Source organism: Romboutsia sedimentorum (assembly GCF_030131845.1).
Classification (GTDB): domain Bacteria; phylum Bacillota; class Clostridia; order Peptostreptococcales; family Peptostreptococcaceae; genus Romboutsia_D; species Romboutsia_D sedimentorum.
This window is the reverse complement of record NZ_JASKYM010000002.1, coordinates 54,718-78,707: the sequence shown is the minus strand read 5'-3', so window position 1 is coordinate 78,707 and position 23,990 is coordinate 54,718. Positions and strand designations below refer to the sequence as shown.

General features: G+C 28.0%; 22 protein-coding genes. 1 reads left to right on the top strand and 21 read right to left on the bottom strand.

All coding sequences use genetic code 11. The features are described 5' to 3' along the window. Positions 1–126 precede the first annotated feature (126 nt). From ptsP to QOZ84_RS05480, 10 genes are all read right to left on the bottom strand, one after another. Complete coding sequence (ptsP, locus tag QOZ84_RS05525) at positions 127–1,839, bottom strand: phosphoenolpyruvate--protein phosphotransferase (RefSeq protein WP_284131966.1); 1,713 nt, start codon at positions 1,837–1,839, stop codon at positions 127–129. Positions 1,840–1,955: 116 nt separating this feature from the next. After that, positions 1,956–2,216 (bottom strand): HPr family phosphocarrier protein, encoded by a 261-nt coding sequence (locus tag QOZ84_RS05520; RefSeq protein WP_026900278.1) that lies wholly within the window; start codon positions 2,214–2,216, stop codon positions 1,956–1,958. A 142-nt stretch (positions 2,217–2,358) separates the two neighbouring features. Then, positions 2,359–3,579 carry a patatin-like phospholipase family protein gene (locus tag QOZ84_RS05515; protein WP_284131965.1) on the bottom strand — a complete coding sequence of 407 codons (1,221 nt, stop codon included), beginning with the start codon at positions 3,577–3,579 and terminating at the stop codon, positions 2,359–2,361. A 272-nt stretch (positions 3,580–3,851) separates the two neighbouring features. Further along, positions 3,852–4,196 (bottom strand): hypothetical protein, encoded by a 345-nt coding sequence (locus tag QOZ84_RS05510; RefSeq protein WP_284131964.1) that lies wholly within the window; start codon positions 4,194–4,196, stop codon positions 3,852–3,854. Positions 4,197–4,243: 47 nt separating this feature from the next. Continuing rightward, positions 4,244–5,980: an Eco57I restriction-modification methylase domain-containing protein gene (locus tag QOZ84_RS05505; RefSeq protein WP_284131963.1), complete on the bottom strand. Its 1,737-nt coding sequence runs from the start codon at positions 5,978–5,980 to the stop codon at positions 4,244–4,246. A 63-nt stretch (positions 5,981–6,043) separates the two neighbouring features. Then, the gene (locus QOZ84_RS05500) at positions 6,044–6,949 is read right to left on the bottom strand and encodes a patatin-like phospholipase family protein (RefSeq protein ID WP_284131962.1); all 906 of its coding nucleotides are present in this window, start codon (positions 6,947–6,949) and stop codon (positions 6,044–6,046) included. Between the two features lie 86 nt (positions 6,950–7,035). Next, the gene (locus tag QOZ84_RS05495; RefSeq protein WP_284131961.1) at positions 7,036–7,893 is read right to left on the bottom strand and encodes an N-acetylmuramoyl-L-alanine amidase family protein; all 858 of its coding nucleotides are present in this window, start codon (positions 7,891–7,893) and stop codon (positions 7,036–7,038) included. A 101-nt stretch (positions 7,894–7,994) separates the two neighbouring features. Further along, complete coding sequence (gene uppS / locus QOZ84_RS05490) at positions 7,995–8,639, bottom strand: polyprenyl diphosphate synthase (protein WP_284131960.1); 645 nt, start codon at positions 8,637–8,639, stop codon at positions 7,995–7,997. 206 nt (positions 8,640–8,845) lie between these two features. Then, complete coding sequence (locus QOZ84_RS05485; protein WP_284131959.1) at positions 8,846–9,367, bottom strand: amidase domain-containing protein; 522 nt, start codon at positions 9,365–9,367, stop codon at positions 8,846–8,848. Between the two features lie 11 nt (positions 9,368–9,378). After that, on the bottom strand, positions 9,379–10,041 hold the full coding sequence (locus QOZ84_RS05480) for a DUF3298 and DUF4163 domain-containing protein (protein WP_284131958.1): 663 nt from the start codon (positions 10,039–10,041) through the stop codon (positions 9,379–9,381). A 182-nt stretch (positions 10,042–10,223) separates the two neighbouring features. Between QOZ84_RS05480 and QOZ84_RS05475 the strand changes: the two genes are divergently transcribed. Further along, complete coding sequence (locus QOZ84_RS05475; protein WP_284131957.1) at positions 10,224–11,243, top strand: LCP family protein; 1,020 nt, start codon at positions 10,224–10,226, stop codon at positions 11,241–11,243. Positions 11,244–11,291: 48 nt separating this feature from the next. On the opposite strand, the gene QOZ84_RS05470 is transcribed toward QOZ84_RS05475, so the two are convergent. The 11 genes from QOZ84_RS05470 to QOZ84_RS05420 all read right to left on the bottom strand — a co-directional run bounded on the left by QOZ84_RS05470 (position 11,292) and on the right by QOZ84_RS05420 (position 23,976). Beyond that, positions 11,292–13,376: a family 10 glycosylhydrolase gene (locus tag QOZ84_RS05470; protein WP_284131956.1), complete on the bottom strand. Its 2,085-nt coding sequence runs from the start codon at positions 13,374–13,376 to the stop codon at positions 11,292–11,294. Positions 13,377–13,551: 175 nt separating this feature from the next. Beyond that, positions 13,552–14,292, bottom strand: a complete 741-nt coding sequence (locus QOZ84_RS05465) for a C40 family peptidase (protein ID WP_284131955.1) — start codon at positions 14,290–14,292, stop codon at positions 13,552–13,554. Between the two features lie 180 nt (positions 14,293–14,472). Beyond that, on the bottom strand, positions 14,473–15,768 hold the full coding sequence (locus QOZ84_RS05460; protein WP_284131954.1) for a UDP-glucose dehydrogenase family protein: 1,296 nt from the start codon (positions 15,766–15,768) through the stop codon (positions 14,473–14,475). 35 nt (positions 15,769–15,803) lie between these two features. Beyond that, a complete protein-coding gene (locus QOZ84_RS05455; protein WP_284131953.1) occupies positions 15,804–16,556 on the bottom strand; it encodes a glycosyltransferase family 2 protein in 753 nt (250 codons plus the stop codon). Between the two features lie 55 nt (positions 16,557–16,611). Next, the gene (locus QOZ84_RS05450; protein WP_284131952.1) at positions 16,612–17,505 is read right to left on the bottom strand and encodes a glycosyltransferase family A protein; all 894 of its coding nucleotides are present in this window, start codon (positions 17,503–17,505) and stop codon (positions 16,612–16,614) included. A gap of 20 nt (positions 17,506–17,525) precedes the next feature. Then, positions 17,526–18,275, bottom strand: a complete 750-nt coding sequence (locus tag QOZ84_RS05445) for a glycosyltransferase family 2 protein (RefSeq protein WP_284131951.1) — start codon at positions 18,273–18,275, stop codon at positions 17,526–17,528. A 17-nt stretch (positions 18,276–18,292) separates the two neighbouring features. Then, positions 18,293–19,474, bottom strand: coding sequence for a CDP-glycerol glycerophosphotransferase family protein (locus QOZ84_RS05440; RefSeq protein WP_284131950.1), 1,182 nt, complete (start codon positions 19,472–19,474; stop codon positions 18,293–18,295). 22 nt (positions 19,475–19,496) lie between these two features. Continuing rightward, the gene (locus QOZ84_RS05435; protein WP_284131949.1) at positions 19,497–20,336 is read right to left on the bottom strand and encodes a glycosyltransferase family 2 protein; all 840 of its coding nucleotides are present in this window, start codon (positions 20,334–20,336) and stop codon (positions 19,497–19,499) included. Positions 20,337–20,353: 17 nt separating this feature from the next. Then, positions 20,354–21,469 (bottom strand): polysaccharide polymerase, encoded by a 1,116-nt coding sequence (locus QOZ84_RS05430; protein WP_416390345.1) that lies wholly within the window; start codon positions 21,467–21,469, stop codon positions 20,354–20,356. A gap of 40 nt (positions 21,470–21,509) precedes the next feature. Continuing rightward, complete coding sequence (locus QOZ84_RS05425) at positions 21,510–22,253, bottom strand: glycosyltransferase family 32 protein (RefSeq protein WP_284131947.1); 744 nt, start codon at positions 22,251–22,253, stop codon at positions 21,510–21,512. A gap of 10 nt (positions 22,254–22,263) precedes the next feature. Further along, entirely contained in the window at positions 22,264–23,976 is a 1,713-nt protein-coding gene (locus tag QOZ84_RS05420; protein WP_284131946.1) for a phospho-sugar mutase, read from the bottom strand. Positions 23,977–23,990 lie beyond the last annotated feature (14 nt).

Sequence of the window (23,990 nt, the reverse complement as noted above, 5' to 3'; positions counted from 1 at the left end):
GTCACGTTTGTCTTACTTTAGTTTCTACACTATTTCTTTACTTATTCATTTTTAGGTGAATTTACAATTTAAAAATTAAAATACATAAAAAATAGGACTCAATTGAGTCCTATTTATATATATCTATTACATATTAAAAGTTTTATCTACGTGATTTTTTATTTCTTCTGCAGTTCCCATAGTTAATACTTCATCTGCAAATTTTTTCATATCTTCGTAATTAACAGACGTTATGAATTTTCTAGCTGGAAGTATAGATATTGGACTCATTGAGAATTCATCAAGACCCATACCTAAAAGTATTGGTATCATTCTAGCATCTCCTGCTGATTCTCCACACATTCCTGCCCATTTTCCTTCTTTATGAGCATTATCTATTACCATCTTTATAAGTCTAAGCACAGCTGGGTTAAATTGATTGTAAAGATAACTTATCTTTTGGTTCATTCTATCAACTGCACAAGTATATTGAATTAAGTCATTAGTTCCTATTGAGAAGAAGTCTACATGCTTAGCTAATATATCCGATATAACAGCCGCTGATGGTATTTCTATCATCATACCAACTTCTACATCCTTAGCGTAATCTAAGCCCTCTGCATCCATCTCAGCTAATACTTCTTTTATAACTGCTTTAGCTCCTAATAACTCTTCTAGGGAGGAAATCATTGGGAACATTATTCTTAATTTTCCATGTACACTCGCTCTATATAAAGCTCTTAATTGAGTTTTGAATATTTCAGTTTTATCTAAGCATATTCTTATAGCTCTATATCCTAAGAATGGATTCATTTCTTTTTCCATCTCAAAATATGGTAATTCTTTATCTCCACCTATGTCTAAAGTTCTTATTACTATAGGTTTACCACCCATTCCTTCAAGTACAGCTTTATACGCTTCGTATTGCTCTTCTTCAGTTGGGAATGCATCTTCTTTGTCCATATATAAGAATTCTGTTCTATAAAGTCCAACACCTTCAGCATCGTTGTTTATTAATCCTTCTACATCCTTAGGACTTCCTATGTTTCCTGCTAACTCAACATGTCTACCGTCTAAAGTTAGCGAAGCTTTTCCTTTTAGTTGTAATAACGATTTTCTGTACTCTTCAAATTCTTGTTTTAATACTGTATATCTAGCTTTAGTTTCTTCATCAGGATTAACTATAACTTCACCAGTATCTCCGTTGAATACTATGTAGTCTCCATCTTTAATTTTTGAAGTTGCATCACTAAGACCTACAACTGCAGCTATTTCTAAAGTTCTAGCCATTATAGCAGTATGAGAAGTTCTTCCTCCGATGTCTGTTAAGAACCCTAATACCATTTTTTTGTTCATTGTTGCAGTATCTGATGGAGTTAAATCATGTGCTATTAATACTACTTCTTCTTCAAGTCCAGCTAAGTCAACAACCTTAACACCTAATATATGTCTAAGCACTCTGTTTGTAACGTCTTTTATGTCTGCTGCTCTTTCTCTCATGTATTCGTTATCCATAGATTCAAACATAGATACAAACATTTCTTTTATTTCATTTAAGGCAAAATCTGCATTTATTTTTTCATCTCTTATTTTAGCTATAGCAGAATCAACTAACTCAGGGTCATCTAAAACTAATAAATGAGCTTCAAATATTTGCGCTTCATGCTCCCCTAATTCCTTGCAAGCTTTTTCCTTAACCTTAACTAACTCTTTTCTCGATAGTTCAACAGCATTTTGTAGCTTTACTATTTCTTCCTCGATGTTTTCTATGTTTTTCTTCTCTATAACAAGTTCACTGTGTTCTACAACTAATGCTTTTCCTAGAGCTATTCCAGGCGATGCTCCTGTTCCTTTGTACATTGGTCTTCCTCCTATATACTTTAGTTATTTTAAGATTTTAATTATATATATTAAATGTCGTTTATACCAAACAAAACCTCGGCATAAACCGAGGTATATTTTTTTAGAATAAATTATTATTCTCCAAATCCACCGTCAACTAATTCAACTAATGCAGCTATAGCTACTTCTTGATCATCTCCATTAGCAACTATAGTTAACTCGTCTCCCTTAGCTAATCCTAAACTCATTATTCCCATTATAGACTTAGCATTTACAGTTTTTCCTTTAGCTAATACTTCAACTGTAGATTTGAATTCAGCAGCTTTTTTAACAAACATACCTGCTGGTCTAGCGTGTAATCCGCTTGCGTTTTTTATAGTTATTAATTTTTCCATTTGTAAAACCTCCAATAAATTTATTCTTAAAGTATTTTATTTACTTTATCAGCTAATATTTTTTCCTTAAATTTCTATTTTTGGTGGGTTGTTCCATTTATGTCCAATGGTGCAATTTTTGTCCCACTAAAAGAATATTTAACTAACTTTGATTTTTGAAATCTTTTAAGAAACAATTTGTCAAAATTTTTGACATTTTATTTTTTTGTAAAGATATAATTGGTTTAACCTCAAAGTTTGACGACAAGTTTTTATTATTGTGTATATTTTTATTTACAGTGTCTACAACTTTATTAAAGTCATATAATTGTATTCTATTTATACTGTTTTCTTCAAGTTTTTTTTCATATATACCATAAAATAAGTCTTTATATGAAAACTCTTTGTTTAAGTTTAACATTTCTCCAACTTTAGGTACTATATTTTCCAATAATGTTCTAAGGTTTGGGTCTTTTTTTATACCCAGCAAACTAGAAATGTTTTCTATACTTTCTTTATCCATTCTTATAAATTTATCAAAACAATATTGTTCATCAAACTTATAATCTGCATTAAAGTAATATTTATTACCTTCATATCTATCATACGCTTTCATAGCATCTAAATAACCTAAATGTATGTTTTTTTCAACATTATCTTTATCTTTATTCAAAGAGCCACCTAAATACTCTGAAGGTATTATAGTTTTTACATTTATTTCTTGATGTTTATTTAGATTTAACTTTCCAAAAAAGTCATCTACTAATCTAATTACAACAATATCACTATAACCTTTATTTTCTAGTAAAGTTACTGGCATATTATCAAAGAACATTCCATCTAAGTAAAGTTTTTCATCCATTCTATCAAGTTTAAAAATTGGCAAACTTGAACTGGCGATCAAATAATCTATAAGTCTACCATTAGGTATATCTTCTATATATAGCGGATGTGGATTGATTCTTTTATCCCAATAAACAGTTATTAGCCCAAAGTCTTTATTGGTCTTTCTTATAACTTCTTCATTTAGAGTATTTTCTAACAACGTTCTTAATGGGCTTATATCAATTCCTTCATTTTTTCTAGCTTTGTTTATAAGTCCTATTACATTGTTAATATTTTTGGCTGTAAAATCTATATTTTTATATTTTTCGTAATTCTCTTCATCAATATTCATAAAATGAGTATAATCATAGGTTAACCAAATATCTTCCATAACTTCAATATCATTTTGTAATATATAAGCACCATTTAGTGCTCCTATGGAAGTTCCTGTTACTCCCTGAAACTCTAGTCCTAAATCTCTTAAGGCTTTGTAGGCACCTATTTGATATGCACCTTTTGTTCCTCCACCTTCTAATACTAAACCCTTAATATTTATCACCTCTCTTAATACGAAAGATATATACTTTTATGTTAGTCTAGTAAATATATTTTTTAGAAATTCGATTTCCTAATGTATAAAATCATGAGTCTTTTTATTACTAACTATACATCAAATTTCCTTTATTAAAATATATTATATTTTGTGTCGCTTTTCAAGTCGAAATATAAGTTTTTTTCAAATCAGATTATATAATTTCGAATTTAATTTGCTCAAATTTAAGTATATTTTATCATAAATTACAAAAAAAAAGTATATATCTTTCAAATTTTTTATCTTACATCATTAACTGAGGCTATTACTTTAACAGATTTATTAAAAAACTTTTGCTCTATTTTCCCTAAATTCATATTTCCCATTATATAGTTGCCTGGATCTACTAAGTACATTTTCTTATATCCATTTTTAAAGAAATACATACATATTGATCTTATATCTTCGTTGTTTTCACACTCGAATACAGATGGTGTTACTACTAATTTATATTGAGAAGGTTTGATATTTCTTGTCATTTTTTTATAATTATTTAAAAAGTTTTTAGCATCATTGCTAGTTATATAGCCACTTACTTCTACATATACAATTTTTTGAGCGTCTGACATATTAATATTAATCATACTTTACCCCCTTAAAATATCTTTTATATAATTATATGATATTGGGGCTATATTAGTGATTGTACTTGTAGCGAATCCTCTATTAATTTATCTATTTCATCTTGTGATTTTTGTACGTTTTCGTATTTATTTTCTTTTAATTGCTTTATAACAAACTTAGATAGACTTTCTATTTTGTTATAATTATAATCTTTAAATATTCCTATTTTCATAACTTTGTTTGGATAATAATCATAATTTTTTTTGCTAATTTTTTTAGCAGTTAGCTTAAAATATTTATTATATATCTTAGAATTTAAAAGCCCGACTAAGTATTCATAAGAAAATTCATCTTTATAATTCTCTTTTATGATAAAAGAATAAACATCAGCACTACAAAAATTATGGTTATAGTCTATCGCAAATCTATTCTCCTTGCACTTATAAGGATACATTATTTTTGTCTGTTCAAATAAGTATTTTTCCCTTCCCCATTGAAGTTCATACCATTTTCTTATTTCTTTTTTACATTCTCTTCTATTACATAACTTTTCTTTATATATACCTATAAATTCATTTATTTCAATAGGATATTTTGCTTCATCATCTATATCATTTGAATAAATCAGTTTATATTCACTGTCGCTTACTATGTATTTATTTATGTGTTTATTTTTTACCCAAGGTTTTAAAAGTTTATCATCTATATTTTTTATTTTTTCATTTTCTTTGTTTAATATAAACGCCCTATCGCATCCACTTATTATACCCTGAAAACTTATTGCTATATCTTTTAGTTTATAATTACATTTACTTTCAATTTTTTTGTACAATTGTTGGTCTTTTTTATTTACTATTAGCCAATCTTCACCTAATGCTTGTTGATTTATAGTAAAGTTTTCAAATTCATTACTATTTACTAAATATCTTATACTTTTTGTATTTTCTATATTTGTATCTTCATTTATAATTCTAAAAATATTTATACTATTACCTAATGAATTTTTCTTTAGCGTAACTATGCAAGCAGAAATACCTATGTTTTTAAATATATTACATCCTAAAAAATCTAGAATTTCATCTATATAAATATTTTCTTTAATATAACTTCTTAAATATTTTCCTGATGGACTCTCTAAAAAGTATCTTGGTGTTATAATGCTACTTACCCCATCTTTATTTAAAAGTTCTATTATCTTTTGATAAAAACAATAATACAAATCTGACTTATCTTTATAAACTTTACTATAATTTTTCATCAAGAAATTTTTATACTCAGTCGGTAATTTTTTCTGTCCTACATAAGGTGGATTTCCTATTATATAATCAAACTTTTCTTCCCAAGTTTTTTTAAGGCTATCACAGTGATACAAGTTAAACTTTGTATGTTTAAAAGTATTATTTTTTTCTTTTAAACTCTTTTTTAAGATTTCTATAGCATCTTTATCTACATCAGCACCATAAATACAATTGCTTATTATATTGTTGTGAATACTATCATCGTCCCAATATTCTTTTATATATTTTTGTTTCAATTCATGTATATTTTGCTTTATCAAATCATCTATTATGTCATATGCTTCTAATAAAAAATTACCACATCCACAAGATATGTCTAATACTTTTGGATACGGATTTTTTACTATATCATGTTTTTTTAAAGTGTTTTCCATAATATATTGTACTATGATTTTTGGTGTATAAAAAACACCACTTTTTTGTTTGGTTAAAATATCTAAACTATCCTCATAATGTTTTGATATTTGAAAATTATCTTCTTTAATTATTCCTAAGTCTAATCCCATATTTTCCCCTCCAAATATGATAAACTTCTTATCCCAATGTTAATTATAGCATATATTATTATTCTATTTATTCCATTTTGATTCTATCCACGCTAGATCATTTTCTATATCATAGCTTTTAGATAATTCTTTCAAATAACCTAAAGCTTCACAATCATCCATTCCTATATTTCTCTCAAGTCTTGGGTCTATTCTTCTATAATTATCATCTAAAAGCTTTTTAGAAAATATTTGACTCACATAACCATTACCATCAAGTGTCATAGATATGATTGGAAAGTCTGGATTTTTACTAATTATCCAATCTATTGCACCCCAAGATGTTGTGTCTTCTTTTATACTACTAAAATTATATCCAGTACCCATAGACAACAGCCTTATATCATCACAGCTTCTTCCTATCTCATCTCCCATTGCATATATAATAGAAGCTAAGCTAGGATCTGTTGCCACTATACCTCCATCTATATGATTTTTATATGGCGGAAAAAATATAGGCGCTGCACTACTAGACATAGCTACATCTATGACTCTAGCATTTTCGGTAGGTGAGTTAGGCATATTATTATAAAAAATAGGTTTCCAAGAAGTAGCTTCGTCCCCTATATAAAAACTAGGTATTACAACTAACTTGCCTAAATCTTTAAGCCTTAAATTTTCTGGAAATATACCCAATAGTACTTCTTTTAAATTATCATTATCATACTTTGGTCTTAGAATTTCAGAATGAGGCTTCCCAAATATATAATTTGAATTTTCTATAGAATATAACTCTTTTATTTCATTACAACTTATACCATAAGCTAGGCCTAATGCTATCAAACTCCCTGTTGAAGTCCCACCAAATAAGTTTGTTGTTCTAACTAAATGAGGAAATTCTATTTGTAAACGCTCAAAAATACCAATACTCAAAGCTCCCTTTAATCCACCTCCATCAAAAGTTACAATATTAAAAGTAGATTCTTCCATAATTTCACCTCACAGATAAGATTACATACTAGATTATATTTATGCATAAAAAAATAGGATGTTCCCATCCTATTTATATATGTAATTTATCTTTTTGCATGCTGGTCTAAAAATGATAATACTCCCTGTGCTATACCTTCTGCTAATTTATCTTGATATTTTTCGTCTATTAACTTTTGCTGTTCTTTAGGATTACTTATAAATCCACATTCAACTAATACTGCAGGAACACGAGTATCTCTTAATACTTCTAGTACTTGCTGTTTTACACCTCTATCTCTAATTGGTATATACGAAGCAATACTTTTTTGTACATACTTTGCAAGTTCTAATGACTTATCACCTGAATTATTTTCCATTCTGTAATAAGTTTCTGTACCATAAGCACTATCGTCACCTAATTGTGCATTCATATGTATTGATACAAGTGCATCTACATACGGACTTTGAGAATTTATCATTTTAACTCTATCATCTACGCTTACAGATTCATCATCTGACCTTGTTAAAACAACTTGTATATCATTTTGTTTTGACAATATACCTGCTACTTTTTTTCCGATTTGAAGATCTAGGTCTTTTTCGTATACTGTTTTTTTAGAATCTCCATCTACTGCATAAGTTCCTAAATTACCTTTGTCTTTTCCACCGTGACCTGGGTCTATTGCTATAGTGTATTTTTTATTTAATGCATCTTTTTTCTCATTTTCTAAATTATATTGCTTTTGAGCTTCTATAGCTTTTTGTTTCTCAACTTCTTGTTTTTTCATATTGTCTATATTTTGTGCTACTTTAGAAATACCAAGTGTCGCTCTATTTATACCGAATATAAATATACATATAATACAAATTAAAAACACTAGTCTCTTCTTATTTAATTTTTTCTTTTTCAATTTTCTTCTAGTTGTTCTTCTAGTATTATTTGTAGTTTTCTTCGTTGACATATTTATATACCTTTCTCACGTTAGTTTAATTATATCAATAAATTTATTTTAACATCCAAAAAGGTTTTTTTCAATATTTACCAATACACTTAGTTATTTTTTTATCCTCCAAGCGTAACATCTTGCTTATCATACCAATTAAATGCATCACATATATGATTTTCATTAAATGCTGGCCAATAATCATCTATAACATAAAAATCTGCATAAATAGATTGAACAGGTAAAAATCCACTTAAACGTCTTCTTCCACCCCATCTTATTATTAAATCAAGTCTTGATATATCAAAAGACTGTATGTGTTGTTGTATATTATTTTTATTAACTTTTTGTGCATCAGCTAAAGTATTTAAATCCCAATGCCATCCATAGTTTACTAATAAATTAGCTTTTATTTGCCCAGGCTTAGATTGCGACCTTTGTGTATATGGTAACAATTCTTTAGGAAACATTGGTGATTTTGTATTTCCTATTACAAGTAATGCTGCCCCTTCTTGTACTAGCATATTTGCGGCTTCTACACACGCTTTTGTAAATGCTTGTGTTTGGTCTGCTGGTCGCTTTGTGTTGTCTGTAGTAAATCCATAAAACGTTACTTCGTCTACTCCCATATCTCTGCATTTTCTATATGCATCAAGTCCTGGGTCTAGTCCTTTATCATATCCTTTGTCCTTTGTCATTCCTTGGTTTTGTGCCCATCTTCTATTTCCATCAGGTATGATTCCAACATGTTTGGGTACTCTCATATACGTTTCCACCTTTCTATCTTCTGTATATATTAATTATTTACATTTTTTAGGAATATTAGTCCTCTTTTATCAAATAATATTGTAGGAAATAGAAAGTTCAGAGATATTTACATAAGTAACAATGCTAGATTTATGGAACAATTTATATTTAACAAAACAATCTATAAAATAAGCTTTATTAGTTTTATAGATTGCTTTGTTTTTCAATAATTATAATAACCAAGTATTTTAATATATATTTTTTCTCCTTCTTTTAAACTTAATGGATAGTCCAATAGATTATAAGTATGTTGGCATATTAAATAATCATCTATATACTCTCCATCTAACAATATATCTGTAACTATCATAGTATGGTAAGCCCCTCCTTCATAAACTAATTGAACAATATCACCTAGTTCTAATTCATTGTATTTTGCTAATCTTGCATATACTCCAAAATTTTGAGTATCACTTTTATTATTACCTATTATATATCTATAAAAAGGCTCTGCAGCAGTCCAAGTTGGTGTTCTAGAATTGTCACTATACCAGTACCATTTTTTAAGTACATTCTCCCCTTGAGTGTCTAGTGGTATCTTTCCAGCTTTTATACACTGCGATATATAATTTGTGCAGTCTCCTCCATAATCTGAATAATTAGCATAAGAAGGATTATATGATAATGCCCACTTTCTAGCATATTCTACTGCCTTCTCTCTATCATATTCTTGTAATACTTTCATCTCACACCCCCTTAATTTGTAACTTTATCTCTATTTTTCCATATATTATTGATAGTGTATTTACTTAAATAATCTTTGTAATCAGAAAACAAAAGCTTAATTTCTATAAAATGAGGTATATATTTACTCATTTCATAGCTAGAAAAACATATTACTACCCCATCTTCTTCTATATAAAAATCTTGATCATCGTATATATTTTTGAATTTATTTGCTTTATCATAATCTTCATAACTATTGCAGTATTTATTTGTAATAATGTTAATTTCATTTGATATATTTTCATTTATTATATCTCTAATATTTGTAGTAGTATCAAAAATATCTCTTAAGCTAATATACTGACCTAATCCTATATCATAATTGTAACAATTTACATAAGTTATATCGTATAATCCTATTAATTGTGAGAATTCTATAGGTATACTTATAATATCATTTTCATTGAATGCTATTTTATATTCACTAATTATATTAAATATGTCATTGAATCTACACTTACTTAAATCATCATTCATTACATTTTTAAACGATATTACATCTTCATATATTAATTGATTTATTACCGATATTATCTTTTTTTTATATTCTTGTTTTTTTATAAATGGATAGTTTAAATTACACTTTACTATTTCGTTATTTTCTTTTATACTTTTGCTGTTAATGTATAACATAAAAATCCTCCTTTTTAATTTATATATATTATTTAATATGAATTTAAGTCATATTTTGTTATATGTTATTAATCAAAGTTATGCTAGTGTTTTTTTTGTAATGATTATACTATTGAATATATTTCAATACTACAATATAATAAGTATATTATTTTAAAAAAAATAAGAAAGAAGGTATTAAATTGTCGACATTAAAAAAGATAGTTATATTTTTGACTATACTAGTCATAGCCTTTCCTGCAGCGGCATTTGGTTATGTTTATTTTAAGTTAAATGGAATACATGATTCTAGTGTAGATCAAAACATATTAAACTCTACAGACTATAAGTCTGAAAATGGTATCACTAATGTGCTTTTAATAGGTACTGATGGTAGACCTGACGAAAAAGTTTCAAGATCTGACTCTATGATGATACTTACTATAGATGGTAAGAATAAAAGCCTTAAGCTTACATCTCTAGCTCGTGATACTTACGTTGATATTCCTGGTCATGGAAAGCAAAAACTTACTCATGCTTATGTATATGGTCAAGAAAACTTATTGATTGAAACTATAGAAAAGAACTTTGAGCTAGATATTCAAAACTACGCTAAAGTTGATTTCTTCTCATTCATGGATATAGTTGATGCCCTAGGCGGAGTTACTGTTGATATTCAACAAGGTGAGATAAATGAAATGAATAAATTCATACCAGAAACTTATTCATGGAGTAAAAATCCTGATAAAGGTGAAATCCAATATATGGAAAAAACTGGTTCTCAAACATTAAAAGGATATCAATTATTGTCATATTCTCGTATTAGACATAATGACTCAGCACTTGAGAGAGATAGAAGACAAAGAAATGTTATAGAAGGTTTAATCAATGGAGTTAAGGATTTATCTGTTACTAAATATCCTAACTTACTAGATACTATACTTCCATACATCAAAACTAATATGAAGCCTACTCAGATTCTTGCATTAGGTGGTAAAGTTTTATCACTTGGAGATCTTACTTTAAAACAAATGGAGTTCCCTATAGATGATGAGGTTCACAGTACAGGTCATATAATTAATCATAAAACTGGATGGGTGTTAGAATTTGACCCAGATACTGTAGACATATTACATGATTTTATATTCTTGAATATATTACCAGAAAACAATGAAAAATTAAAACAAACAAGTCAATATCAACAAGATAACCAAAATAATTAAAATAAAAGACTATAGGAGTTACGACTCCTATAGTCTTTTTTTATAGTTTTATTTTAATAATTCTAAAGTTTTATTGAAAGCTGTTTGATTTATTCCTCCACCAACTTGATATACTAAAGTTGTGTTTTTCTTATCTAGTACACTATTTTGAAGTGGGCTTACTTTATTTCCTAATATAACTATTGGAGACTTTAATTTAGCTGCTAAAGGTCCTGCAGTTAATGCATCTACCAAAGGGTCACTCTTTGTGACTAATACAGAACTATATTTGCTATCTGTATAAAACTTTTCTATAACTTTAGCATTAGTTTCTTGTCTATTTTCACCAAATACTCTATTATTTGATACATTGTTAGAAGTTAGCGAGTTTATTTTTTCTATTACTTTATCTGATAAAACTTGGCTTCCTCCTATAAAGTAAGCATCTTGTAAGTTTTTAGTTTTTAACCAGTTATATGTATCGTTATTAATACTTTCTTTTTCTGATAATATTATTGGTTGCTTTTCTTCTCCAGCTTTAGATGCTATAGAAAGTGAATCAGCTTCACCATAACCACCAGTTACGTATACTTTATTTATAGGTGATGCTATTTCTTTCGCTATTAAAAGAGACGTTTCATATCTATCTATACCACCTATTCTCTTCACTTGAGCGCTTGGTAATATAGTATTTAATTCTTTTAATGCATTTTCATCAACTACTGTAGTTCCACCTATTACTACTATATTTTTAGGATTTAATCTTTTTAACTCAGCTTTTGTAGCTTCTGGAATTTTTCCTTTTTCTGTAAGCAATATAGGAGCATCTTTAGAAGTAGCAAGAGGAGTTGCTGTAACACCATCTACTACAGAGTTTCCATTTGTTAATACAACGCTCTCAGATCCATTTTTCCAGCCTTCTTTACTTACTTCTACAGCTGTATCATATCTTTCATTTCCTCTAAGATTTCTTATAGCTATATTGCTAAAATATAATTCTTTCATGTCACTTTGAAGTTTAGTATTTCTTGTAATATCTCTAGCTGAGAAATACATACTTCCTTTTATTTCACTGTACTGTCTATTTAAATTTATCTGGTCTTTTATTTGGGCTGCAATATTTTGATTACCATTGCTAGATTCACCTTGCTTATATACGCCTTGACCTATGTATAAGTTAACATTAGTTCCTTTTACTTCATTTGACCACCAACTAACTAGCTTTGAATAGTCAGCAGCTGAAAATCCTATTGGCCAGTAAACTTGAGGTACTATATAATCAACAAGCCCTTGTTTTATCCAAGCTCTACTATCTGCAAATAGATCTGAATAACTTTCTTGACCCCTAGTATCAGATCCAGTTGGATCACTTGATTTATTTCTCCATATACCGCTTGGGCTTACTCCAAATTTTACATTTGATTTTATACTTTTTATAGATGATTTTACTTCTCTTAATAAAGTATTGACATTCTCTCTTCTCCAGTCACCTTTATCTTGTCCGTTTCCATATTTTTTGTATGTTTCATCATCATTCATACCATCTCTATAGAAATAATCATCAAAATGAACACCATCTATATTATAATTTCTTACTACTTCACTTACAGAGTCCACTATATGCTTTCTAACCTCTGGCAAACCAGGATTGTATGCTAATGCTTGATAAGCACCATTTTTATGCTCTATTACCCAACTTGGATTACGTCTTGCTGGGTGATTTTCTGATAGAGTATTTAAGTCTGTAGTGCTTGTTGTAACTCTATAAGGGTTAAACCATGCATGAAATTCCATACCCCTTTTGTGAGCCTCATCTATTAGAAATGGTAGTGGATCATATCCTGGATCCTTACCTTGAGTTCCTGTTAGATACTCTGACCACGGATTTATGCTTGATTTATATATAGCGTCTCCTTTAGGTCTTACTTGTACGACTACTGTATTTATACCAGATGCCTTTAACTTATCTATTAAATCTATGTATTCTTGTTTTTGTTTTGCTTGATTATTTTTAGTACTTGGCCAGTCCATGTTATAAACTGTAGATATCCAGGCTGCTCTCATTTCTTGATCATTACTTAAAGCCGATACATTCAAATTAAATGTTGTAAATATCATCATAAATGACAATACAAATACTTGCAATTTCTTCATTTTTTCCCCCTAATTATTCTATATTTCACAATTTTTCTACAAACTGCTACATTACAAAGTATACATATTCATACTATAGTAGTCAATTATTAGAGATAAAAACAAATTTTACCACTAATATAATCTTTTGTTTGCATAAAAAAAGCAGTGAATTTTTTATTCACTGCTTTGTATACTATAATATAGATTTAGCTGTTACATAAGTTCTTGAATAGTATGATGAATTTATGTTATCAATTTTAACATTTTCACCTGGTTTTGGAGAATGAATCATCTTCGATCCTCCTATGTATAATCCAACGTGAGTTATTCCTTTACCTGTTGATGAAAAGAATACTAAGTCTCCCGCTTTTAAATTGTTTTTACTAACTGTTTTACCAACATTAACTTGCTCTCTTGAAGTTCTTGGAAGATTTACACTAGCTGCATTTTTATATACATATGATGTAAGGCCTGAACAGTCAAATGAATTAGGACCATTAGCACCCCATGAATATGGCTTCCCTAATTGTTTATATGCTAAATCAACTATCTTTTTTGATTTATCACATACTTGATTATTGTTATCACCTTGCATTTGTACATAACTTCCATTTACCCAGCCTATTGTTCCATTTGCTGGCTTTATTTTATACCAACCGTTGTTGTTTTTTTCTAATACTTCAACAGTGTCATTAGTATATACTTTTGTAACTACTGAATTTCTAACACCTGCTCCACTTCTTACATTTAAAAAGTCACAAGGTTTTATTTTTCCTACTTGTATATTTGCTCTTCTATATGATTGATTCATCTCATTATTGTTTTCAGCTGCATATACTTCTTTATTGCTTCCCCCTGCGTAAACACAAGTTAAAAGTATAGCTATAGTTACTACTTTAGATAATATATTTAATCTCTTATTCCCTACTCTCATAATTCACCCCATCTAATTTTTATTCGTTTAAAACTTCTTTGTAATCTTATTGTAACACTTTTTACCAAATTTTACAAATTTCATTTACAAATTTGTCATTTTCATATATCCAAAAACTTAAATTTAGTCTATTAATTGAATTTTTAATAGACTAATCAACATTAAATATAGTATGTTTCTTTATCTCCCTATAGAGTAATACTCTATACCTATATTAGACATATCTTCTACTTTATAGCAGTTTCTTCCATCAAGTAATAATGGATTTTTCATCTTAGATTTATAATTAGAAATATCGTAATTTACAATTTGACTCCATTCAGTCATTATAAAGCAAATTTCAGAATCAGAAATAGCTTCATCTATAGAAGTTGCATACTCTATGCTATCTCCAAAAATCTTTTTAGTATTTTTTACTCCTACAGGATCATAAGCTACAACATTAGCTCCTCTTTCTATTAAGTATTTAATATTAGGTATAGAAGGAGCCTCTCTTAAATCGTCAGTATCAGGCTTAAAAGTAAGTCCAAGAATTGCTACTTTCATTCCTTCAAAGCTTTCTACTAATTTAGATGCTTTTCTAACTAATCTAAGCTTTTGAGATTCATTTACTTCTATAGCAGCTTTTACTGTTTTTAGTTCATATCCATTGTGGCTAGATAACCAATGTAGTGCTTTGGTATCCTTTGGGAAACATGAACCACCGTATCCAATACCAGCTTTTAAAAACTTTGAACCTATTCTATCATCATAGCTCATACCTTTAGCTACATCTTCAATATTTGCACCTACTATTTCACAAAGATTAGCAATATCATTCATAAAAGATATCTTAAGTGCTAAGAAATCATTTGAAGCATATTTTATCATCTCTGCACTATTTCTATTAGTTACAACTATTGGCTGATTAAATGGTTTATAAATTTCATCTAGTATATCTTTTGCCCATTCACTTTCAACACCAACAACTATTCTTGATGCTTGTAGTGTATCAACTACTGCGCTTCCTTGTGATAAAAATTCTGGATTTGAAGCAAGTTCTATTTTAACATTATTTTTTAAATTATTTCTTATATAGCTTTCTATCTTATCGTTGGTACCAATAGGCACTGTTGATTTTATTACTATCAAAGTATCTTTAGTTATAGTTTGAGAAATTTGTTTTGCTACTTGTTTTATATAATCTAAGTTTGCAGAACCATCACTTCTCTCTGGCGTCCCTACAGCTATCATAATTACATCAGCATCTTTGTATGCACTTTTGTAATCTGTAGTATAATCAATTCTTCCTAATTGATAATTTTTAATCATCAATTCTTCTAAATTATCTTCATGTATAGGTGAAACTCCAGCTTTCATAAGATCTACTTTTTTATCGTCTACATCAACACATACCACATTCGTGTGACCTACTTCAGCTAAACATACCCCAGTTACTAAACCTACATATCCAGTTCCAGCTATAGCAATCTTCATGACTATCTCCTCCAATTAAATCTATTTAACTACGCTCATATCCTTTTCTTTATAGCGTTAAATACATAAAAACAAAAAACATAAGAAGTTTTAAATATGTTTAATTTTTCTACATTTCTATAAGTATTCCAAGTTCTTTTTAGAGCTTTTACTTTATTGCTTGATAAAGAATCTCCTACTAGTCTATAGTTAACTAAATCTTGTTCTATTCCATAAGCATATTTTTCATTTCTTAATATCTTTAACCATGTAGCGGTATCTTGTCCTCTTCTAACTAAAGGCATTTGAAAATCCCCAATAATATTTCTATCTACAGCTACAGTAGAACATCCTATTATAGTATTTTTAAGAAGACCATCGTAATTTATTTTAGATGGTGCCTTTGCTACTTTATTAGTTTTATCTCCGTTTTCTTTCATATATCTATACGATGTAAAAGTAAATCCTACTTTTTCTTTTATCATATGTTTAATTTGAACTTCTAGTTTTTGAGGTTCCCATAAATCATCACTATCAATAAATGCAACAAATCTACCTTTTGCATTTGAGATACCAGTATTTCTAGATACTGAAGCCCCAGAATTTTTTTCAAGCTTTATATATTTTATTCGGTCATCGCCTTTTGCAAATTGTTTTATTATCTTCGCTGAATCGTCCTTAGAACAATCATCCACTAATAAAAGTTCCCAATTACTATAAGTTTGACACTTTATTGACTTTATCGTCTCTGATAAAAACTGTTCTGCATTGTATACAGGTGTTATTATCGATACTAAAGGTTCATTCATAATTTACATTCTCCTTATATAGTAGCTATCAATTTGTTACTATTAATAAGTTTGTTTATTTTACGTGTTTCTTTTGTTTTAAATACTTGTAGTAACCCAGTGGGAAACATACACCATACATAAATTTATCACCAAACTTATTGATTTCTTTATAATAGCTACTTTCAGATAACAATGAATATCTAGCTAAGTTTATATAATTTTTAACCCACATATATGGATATCTATCTATAGGATAAGTATTTTGGTTTGTCAAATATAAATATTCTAACGCTCTTCCTCTTAATGAACTTTTTTTGAATTTATTCATAGTTAACCCATCTTCTAGATATTCTACAACTCTTAATGGTTTATTAGTACATAGCATTTTATAATCTTTAGATATTTCATTCCAAACAATGCTCTCAGGTAAAAACTTTATTCCGTCTCTTTCTGGGAAAGGATACTTTCTTAAAATATCTGTAAGAAACACTAATGTTTTATCACCCTTCATACCTAATTTATAATATAAATCTGAGAGATGATATGAACTTTTATCTTCTGGTATATCTGTTCCTACCACGTCTATATTTTTATAAACACATAATCCCATAACTCCGCACAAACCGTTTTTATCATGTGATTTTCCCCATGTTTCATTAACAACTTCTAAAGAATCATTTACTAATCCGTCATCGCTATCTACTATAAAAAATAATTCTCCTAAAGCTTTTTCTACACCTAAATTTATAGCGGTATGCTTACCACCATTTTCTTTATATATATATCTTATAGTTAATAAATTTTCATTTTTAAATTTATTAACTAAATCTTTTGTATCATCTGTGCTTCCATCATCTACTATCAACCATTCAAAATCTTTAAAAGTTTGTTCTTTTAAATCATTGTATAAATTTTCTAAAATATACGATCTATTATAGGTTGGTGTAAAAACAGTAAACTTATACATTTAGACTCCACCCTTTCTTTTTAACTTTTTTTTATCCCGTTTATACTATAATTCACAAAATAGTATACAGATTTGTGTAATGGCATCTTTTCTATATTTCTATATATGTTCCACGTCCACATAGCAGCTTTTATTTTGTTTCCACTAAGTGATGTGCTCGATTTTCTATAAAGTGCCAAAACTTCATTTATACCATATGCTATATTACCTTGTTTTAGGATAGAAAGCCATAGTACATAATCTTCATGCCTAACTCCACTCATTTTTATATCAAAATCTAACCTCGATTTATCAACCACTACAGTAAGACATCCTAATACATTACCTTTTAGTAAGGTAGTATAATCAACTTTTTTAGGTACTTGTATTATTTTACCAAGACTTTCATTATTTTCATCCATAAGCTCATATGATGTAAAAGTAATTGCACAATTATTTTCTATCATAAAGCCTATTTGTTTCTCCAATTTATTTTCATTCCAAATATCATCACTATCTAAAAATGCTATAAACTGCCCTTTAGCCTTATCTAGTGCTATATTTCTAGCACATGATACACCTTTGTTAGATTTAGCTCTTATATATTTTATTCTAGGATCAATTTCTACATAAGGCTTAACTATATTAGGACTATTATCAGTTGAACAATCATCAACAATTATCATTTCCCAATCTTTATAAGTTTGATTTATTACAGATTTTATAGTTTCCTCAATAAATTTTTCAGAATTATACATAGGAGTAATTATAGATACTAAATTTTTTTTCATATTAGTTTCCTCACTATTTATATATTATTTAATTTTTTTAATATAGAATTATAAATTCTATTACAATTTCCATTATCATTATATCTGAAAAACTTATTTCTTGCATCTTCTTGATTTTTTTTAACTTCAAATCCACTCTCTATTAATCTTATTAATTCATCTACTGCTTGGTCTTTATTGTAAGCTATAGAACCAAACATTTCATTATCTAAGTCTATATATGAATCCACTTCTTGTTTATATTTTTCTTTGTCAAATTGATAAAAAAGTATCGGTCTATCCATATATAGAAAATCTACAGCCACACCTGAATAATCTGTTATATTAGCTATTGAAGATGTTATTTCATCTGCCACTGTGACATCTTTATCTAAGAATATTATTCTTTTTCCAGTTATATTTTCTTTTATATCATCAATAAACCCATGCATTAAATGATGCATATAAAACTTTATATTAACGTCATTTTTCTCTAATATATCATTTAATCTTTCATCATTTAAAAAGTTCATTATATTTATAAAGTATTGAGTTTCTGTAAATTCACCTGAACCAAACTTAATCCAATCTCTCCAAGTTGGCATATATAAAATATCTCTATTTTTAGATTTTTCATTTAAAGGAAGATTGTCATGTCTTGCACTACCAACTACACATACAGCATCTTCACTCATTTTCCACTCATTAACCATAATATCTTTTTCAAACTCAGATATAGCAGTCGCCATATTATAACTTCTCATTAAATCATCTATCAATTTTTTAAGTTTAGCATTCATAGGCTTTCTTTTCTTAAAGCTTATCGAACCATGATTTAAAAATACCTTAAATACATTTTCATGGAATTTATTTAATATTGGAATAGCAAAATTGTAAGGAGCTATATCTGCTGATGGTGCATGAGAAAATACTATTACCTTTGCATTGTAGTAATATAAATAATTTTCTATACTTCCTTTTATTAAAATTTTTCCTGGTATTTTATTTTTAACTTTACTATCTTCATTTACAACCCAATAAATATCTACATCCTTATGATTATTTAATATATATTCATAAAGGAACTTAGAATTATCATCATATATATCCCCAGCATGTCCGCCTATAAGCCAAATATTTCCATTCTTAAATTCTGTTTTTTTGAATGGATATATTATAGCTGCTAGAGTCATATTTACTAATGCATTTATTTTACTCATAAGTGTTGTCCTCGCTATGTATCTATAATTTATATTTTCTAAATCCTTCGATTCTTCCCTTTATTGTAGCATCATGATAATCTCTATCTTTGTTTAGAATAATACCACCAATATTTCTTACTATTTTATAGCCCATTACTTTTATAAACTTATAATTTTTTCTATAAACTATTTCTTTTTTACAAAGCGCTCCGAAACCTCTACCATAGTTAAAATCTCTTTGATATTTCTCTTTTGATTTAGAGTGTTTTTTTGCTGGATGATAAATTATATTTTCACCAAAATATCTTCCTTTATATCCCTTGCTAAGTAAATCTAGTACATAGTCTATTTCTTCTCCAGAACCATACTCTCCACCAACACCTAATTTCTCATCAAATCTAGTATAATTATCATTTTTAAAATTTATAAAAAATGTTATTGATGTTAAAGTATCCATTATATTAGTACTACTTATTTCACATCTTCCATCATACATTTTCTTAAAACAATCAACTTTATTTGCATCCATAGTCTTACAACTATATAATCTATAATTATCATTTTCTTCGAAGAATTTTATAACCTTTTCTAAAGTATCATCTTCGTATACACAATCGTCATCAGGAAATGCTATTATTTGGCCTTTAGCCATTTCTATTCCTATATTTCTATTATAGCTTAATCCTATTTTGTCACTTTTTATATATTTTACAACTATCTCATCTTTATATTTATTTACAATTTCTTCTACCTTATTATTATCATTTTGATCTATAACTATTAATTCAAAGTTCTTGTAAGTCTGTCTTTGTAAACTCTGCATTAATAAATCTATATCATCATATCTATTTAAGGTTGGCATTACTAATGATACTAACATTTTGACCTCCCGATTTTTTAAACTTTTCTTTTGAAAATTTCATAAATATTTATCTCTCTTTTATCATTTAGCATAACTTCTTTTATAACCAGTATAATCCCAAAACTAAATGCAGCCTCAAGTAATAAATTTTCTGCAAAACAATAAATCAAGAATATAACAATTACTGATAAATATTTTTTCTTATCTTTTTCTATAAAGCTTTTTATTCCCTTATACATTATATATGCAAATAGTGCAAATGCTACTAAACCTAGCATACATACTATATATACATATGAATTATCTAGTGGATTGTTAGATTTTATAACAGAACTATAAACATTACCAAAAGGCTTTAAAAAGTTACCTTCTTTACTTAAATATACATTCCAATACTTAGGTCTACTTGCTAAAAGTCTATTTAATGCACCATTTTTATAAAGTACAGTTCCCATTATTACACTTACAACAGTAAGTAATATAGGTGATATTTTCGCTAAATAAGAAAGTGGCTTTATCTTTTTTATATCTAAAAATCTTATTATTTCTACAAAAGCTAATCCTGCTACAACAGTATAAAAACCTGTTCTACTATAAGTATTTTGATATATTAAGATTGATGTTCCAAATAAAAGCAATCTATCCCAGTTATTGTATTTCTCAAATCTTAAGAATATATATGCAGTATAAATAGTTACCATATGATAAAACACTGCATTTGGATTACCTAATCCATAGTCAAGTCTAGGGACTGAAATATCTAGTGCATCTATATATCTATAGTGAACTTCATGGTTAGATTCTAACCACGGAAAAAGGTTAAATATTAATATACTTATTATCAAGAAAATAGCTGATATAATAAGGTAATTTTTAACTACGTACTTATCATCTATATTTTTTGCAGCAACAGCTAATAATACAATTAGCAATATTGCACCTTCTCTATTTATTATATAAAGAATACTACAACCACCTACTAATAAAATTTCTGTGATACTTTTTTTACTATCTAATAAAAAAAGTATCCCTAATATAGCTATTGCACCATAAAATAATAATGACTTAATCAACCCTATATTTATGCTAGGGTCTACAAAAGATATCATATATTTTCTTAAAATAATAGAAAATAATACAAGAGTAAAAATCACATTTTTTACATTTGTTTTTTTACTTAAACTATTCATATTACTTTCTCCCTTTTAACTTTAGTAGAGTGTTACTTGCAAATATTTTAGAACACTTAAATGCCTTATCTGTACCACTTAGATGTTTGCTCTCTAAGAAATAATCTCTTTTCTTAGCCCAACTTTTGCCCCACCAATGTATTCCGTAAGTATCTTCTTTTATACATTCATCATAAAAACTTTCTTTATAACTAAATGGGTAAAAATATCTTTCATCATAAAGTGCTATATTATCACTATAATTATTTCTATCTATTTTTGTATATTTAGTTTCTATAATATGAGTTATAACTTTTGGTATTGTGAAAAAGTCACAACTTAAAATTTCACTTTCATAAAAATCTAGTAAATCTTTAAGTAATTTATGACCTTTAACAGAACCTATTATAGCTCCATTTACATATTTTTCACATTCATATCCCATAAATATTTCACTCTTATCTAATAGCGGTGTTATGTCCTTTAGGATTTGCATATCAGTGTCCATGTAAACTCCACCATGTTCATATAAAGACTTTAGTCTTATATAATCAGATATATAAGCCCATAATTTTTTCTTATAACATTCTTCTAAGAATTTTTTACCTTTTATTACTTTTTCTATATCAACATTTTTTTCATTCCACTCTATTATTTCATAATCTGGAAGTTTTTCTTTCCAAGAATTAATACATATATTTTCTACAGTGCCTTTTGCACCACCAATCCAAACATAGTGTATCTTTTTAGGTATCAATAAAATCACTCCTTAATATTTATATAGAATTAACTTTCTCTGTCATAGAAGACATTAATTTAGATAATTTAGATTCTACTTCTTCTTCATTATCAGAATTCACACCAAAGTAAAACTTAATCTTAGGCTCCGTACCAGATGGTCTAACAGCTATCCAAGACCCATCTTCTAGTATAAACTTAAGTACATCAGACTTAGGTAAATCATCAACACAATTATTATAATCAAGTATTTTTAAAACTTTTATATCACTTATACTCTCTATATTAGTGTTTCTAAAGTGGTTCATAATTTCTTTTATTTTTTCTATTCCTTCTATACCTTTTAAAGTTATAGATTTTAAATCTTCTTTGTAGTATCCAAACTTATTGTAAGTATCAACTAATCCTTCATATAAACTTAGATTTTTAGACATATAATAAGCTGCCATTTCACATATCAATAAAGCTGCTACAACTCCATCTTTATCTCTAGCATGAGTTCCTACTAAATATCCGTAGCTTTCCTCATAACCCATTATGAAACTTTTGGCATCTTCACTTTTATCATTTTCAAACTCATTTATTTTTTCGCCTATAAACTTAAATCCAGTTAAGGTATCTAGACAATCAACACCATAGTGTTTTGCAATTTTTCCTCCAAGTTCTGAAGTAACTATAGTTTTTACTATTGCAGGATTTTTAGGCAATTTATTTTTCTCAACTAAACTTTCTATTACATATCTAACAAGTAGTGATCCTACTTGATTACCATTTAAGACAGTGTACTCTCCATTTGCATTTTTAACAACAACACCAACTCTATCACAATCAGGGTCAGTACCTATTATTAAATCAGTTCCATCTTGTTTTGCCATTTCTATAGCTATGTTAAATACAGACTTTTCTTCTGGATTTGGATATTGTACAGTTGAAAAATTGCAATCTGGCATTTCTTGTTCTTTAACAACTTCTACATTTTTAAATCCAGCTTCTTTTAATACTTCTCTTACTGGTATATTTCCCGTACCATGAATTGGTGTAAATATAACTTTTAAATCTTTTCCGTACTCATCTATTATATCTTGTCTTAATATTTGAGATTTAACTGCCTCTTTAAAAGCTATATCTACTTTAGAATCTAAATTCACTATAAGATTATTTTTTACAGCTTCATCAAAATCTATAGTTTTTATAGTACTATAATCATCTATTTTATTAACTTCATCTATTATAGAATTAGCCATATCTATACATACTTGTCCACCATCTGGACCATATACTTTATAGCCATTGTATTCCTTTGGATTATGGCTAGCAGTTATAACAATCCCCATAGCACAATTTAAATATCTAAGTGCAAAAGAAAGTATAGGCGTTGTTCTTAAATCATCAAATATATATGCTTTAATACCATACACTGCTAAAGTTTTTGAAACTTCTATACAAAATTCTCTAGACATATATCTACTGTCATGAGCTATTACAACACCTTTGTCTCTACCATTTTGCCCCATATTATTTATTATATAATTTGCTACACCTAAAGTAGCTCGTCTAACAGTATATATATTTATTCTGTTAGTTCCAGCTCCAATGATACCTCTTAGCCCACCAGTACCAAACTCTAAGTTTTTATAAAATCTTTCTTGAATCTCTTTATCATCATTTTTTATCCCTAATAATTCTACTTTTGTATCTTCATCAAAATAAGGAGAGTTTAACCACGCCTCATATGCTGCTTTATAACTCATAGTCTCTTCCTTTC

Excerpts from the sequence above, each read along its gene's own strand:
- ptsP (WP_284131966.1), bottom strand. The coding sequence starts at position 1,839 with ATGTACAAAGGAACAGGAGCATCGCCTGGAATAGCTCTAGGAAAAGCA.
- QOZ84_RS05520 (WP_026900278.1), bottom strand. The coding sequence starts at position 2,216 with ATGGAAAAATTAATAACTATAAAAAACGCAAGCGGATTACACGCTAGA.
- QOZ84_RS05510 (WP_284131964.1), bottom strand. The coding sequence starts at position 4,196 with ATGATTAATATTAATATGTCAGACGCTCAAAAAATTGTATATGTAGAA.
- QOZ84_RS05505 (WP_284131963.1), bottom strand. The coding sequence starts at position 5,980 with ATGGGATTAGACTTAGGAATAATTAAAGAAGATAATTTTCAAATATCA.
- QOZ84_RS05500 (WP_284131962.1), bottom strand. The coding sequence starts at position 6,949 with ATGGAAGAATCTACTTTTAATATTGTAACTTTTGATGGAGGTGGATTA.
- QOZ84_RS05495 (WP_284131961.1), bottom strand. The coding sequence starts at position 7,893 with ATGTCAACGAAGAAAACTACAAATAATACTAGAAGAACAACTAGAAGA.
- uppS (WP_284131960.1), bottom strand. The coding sequence starts at position 8,639 with ATGAGAGTACCCAAACATGTTGGAATCATACCTGATGGAAATAGAAGA.
- QOZ84_RS05485 (WP_284131959.1), bottom strand. The coding sequence starts at position 9,367 with ATGAAAGTATTACAAGAATATGATAGAGAGAAGGCAGTAGAATATGCT.
- QOZ84_RS05480 (WP_284131958.1), bottom strand. The coding sequence starts at position 10,041 with ATGTTATACATTAACAGCAAAAGTATAAAAGAAAATAACGAAATAGTA.
- QOZ84_RS05470 (WP_284131956.1), bottom strand. The coding sequence starts at position 13,376 with ATGAAGAAATTGCAAGTATTTGTATTGTCATTTATGATGATATTTACA.
- QOZ84_RS05465 (WP_284131955.1), bottom strand. The coding sequence starts at position 14,292 with ATGAGAGTAGGGAATAAGAGATTAAATATATTATCTAAAGTAGTAACT.
- QOZ84_RS05460 (WP_284131954.1), bottom strand. The coding sequence starts at position 15,768 with ATGAAGATTGCTATAGCTGGAACTGGATATGTAGGTTTAGTAACTGGG.
- QOZ84_RS05455 (WP_284131953.1), bottom strand. The coding sequence starts at position 16,556 with ATGAATGAACCTTTAGTATCGATAATAACACCTGTATACAATGCAGAA.
- QOZ84_RS05450 (WP_284131952.1), bottom strand. The coding sequence starts at position 17,505 with ATGTATAAGTTTACTGTTTTTACACCAACCTATAATAGATCGTATATT.
- QOZ84_RS05445 (WP_284131951.1), bottom strand. The coding sequence starts at position 18,275 with ATGAAAAAAAATTTAGTATCTATAATTACTCCTATGTATAATTCTGAA.
- QOZ84_RS05440 (WP_284131950.1), bottom strand. The coding sequence starts at position 19,474 with ATGAGTAAAATAAATGCATTAGTAAATATGACTCTAGCAGCTATAATA.
- QOZ84_RS05435 (WP_284131949.1), bottom strand. The coding sequence starts at position 20,336 with ATGTTAGTATCATTAGTAATGCCAACCTTAAATAGATATGATGATATA.
- QOZ84_RS05420 (WP_284131946.1), bottom strand. The coding sequence starts at position 23,976 with ATGAGTTATAAAGCAGCATATGAGGCGTGGTTAAACTCTCCTTATTTT.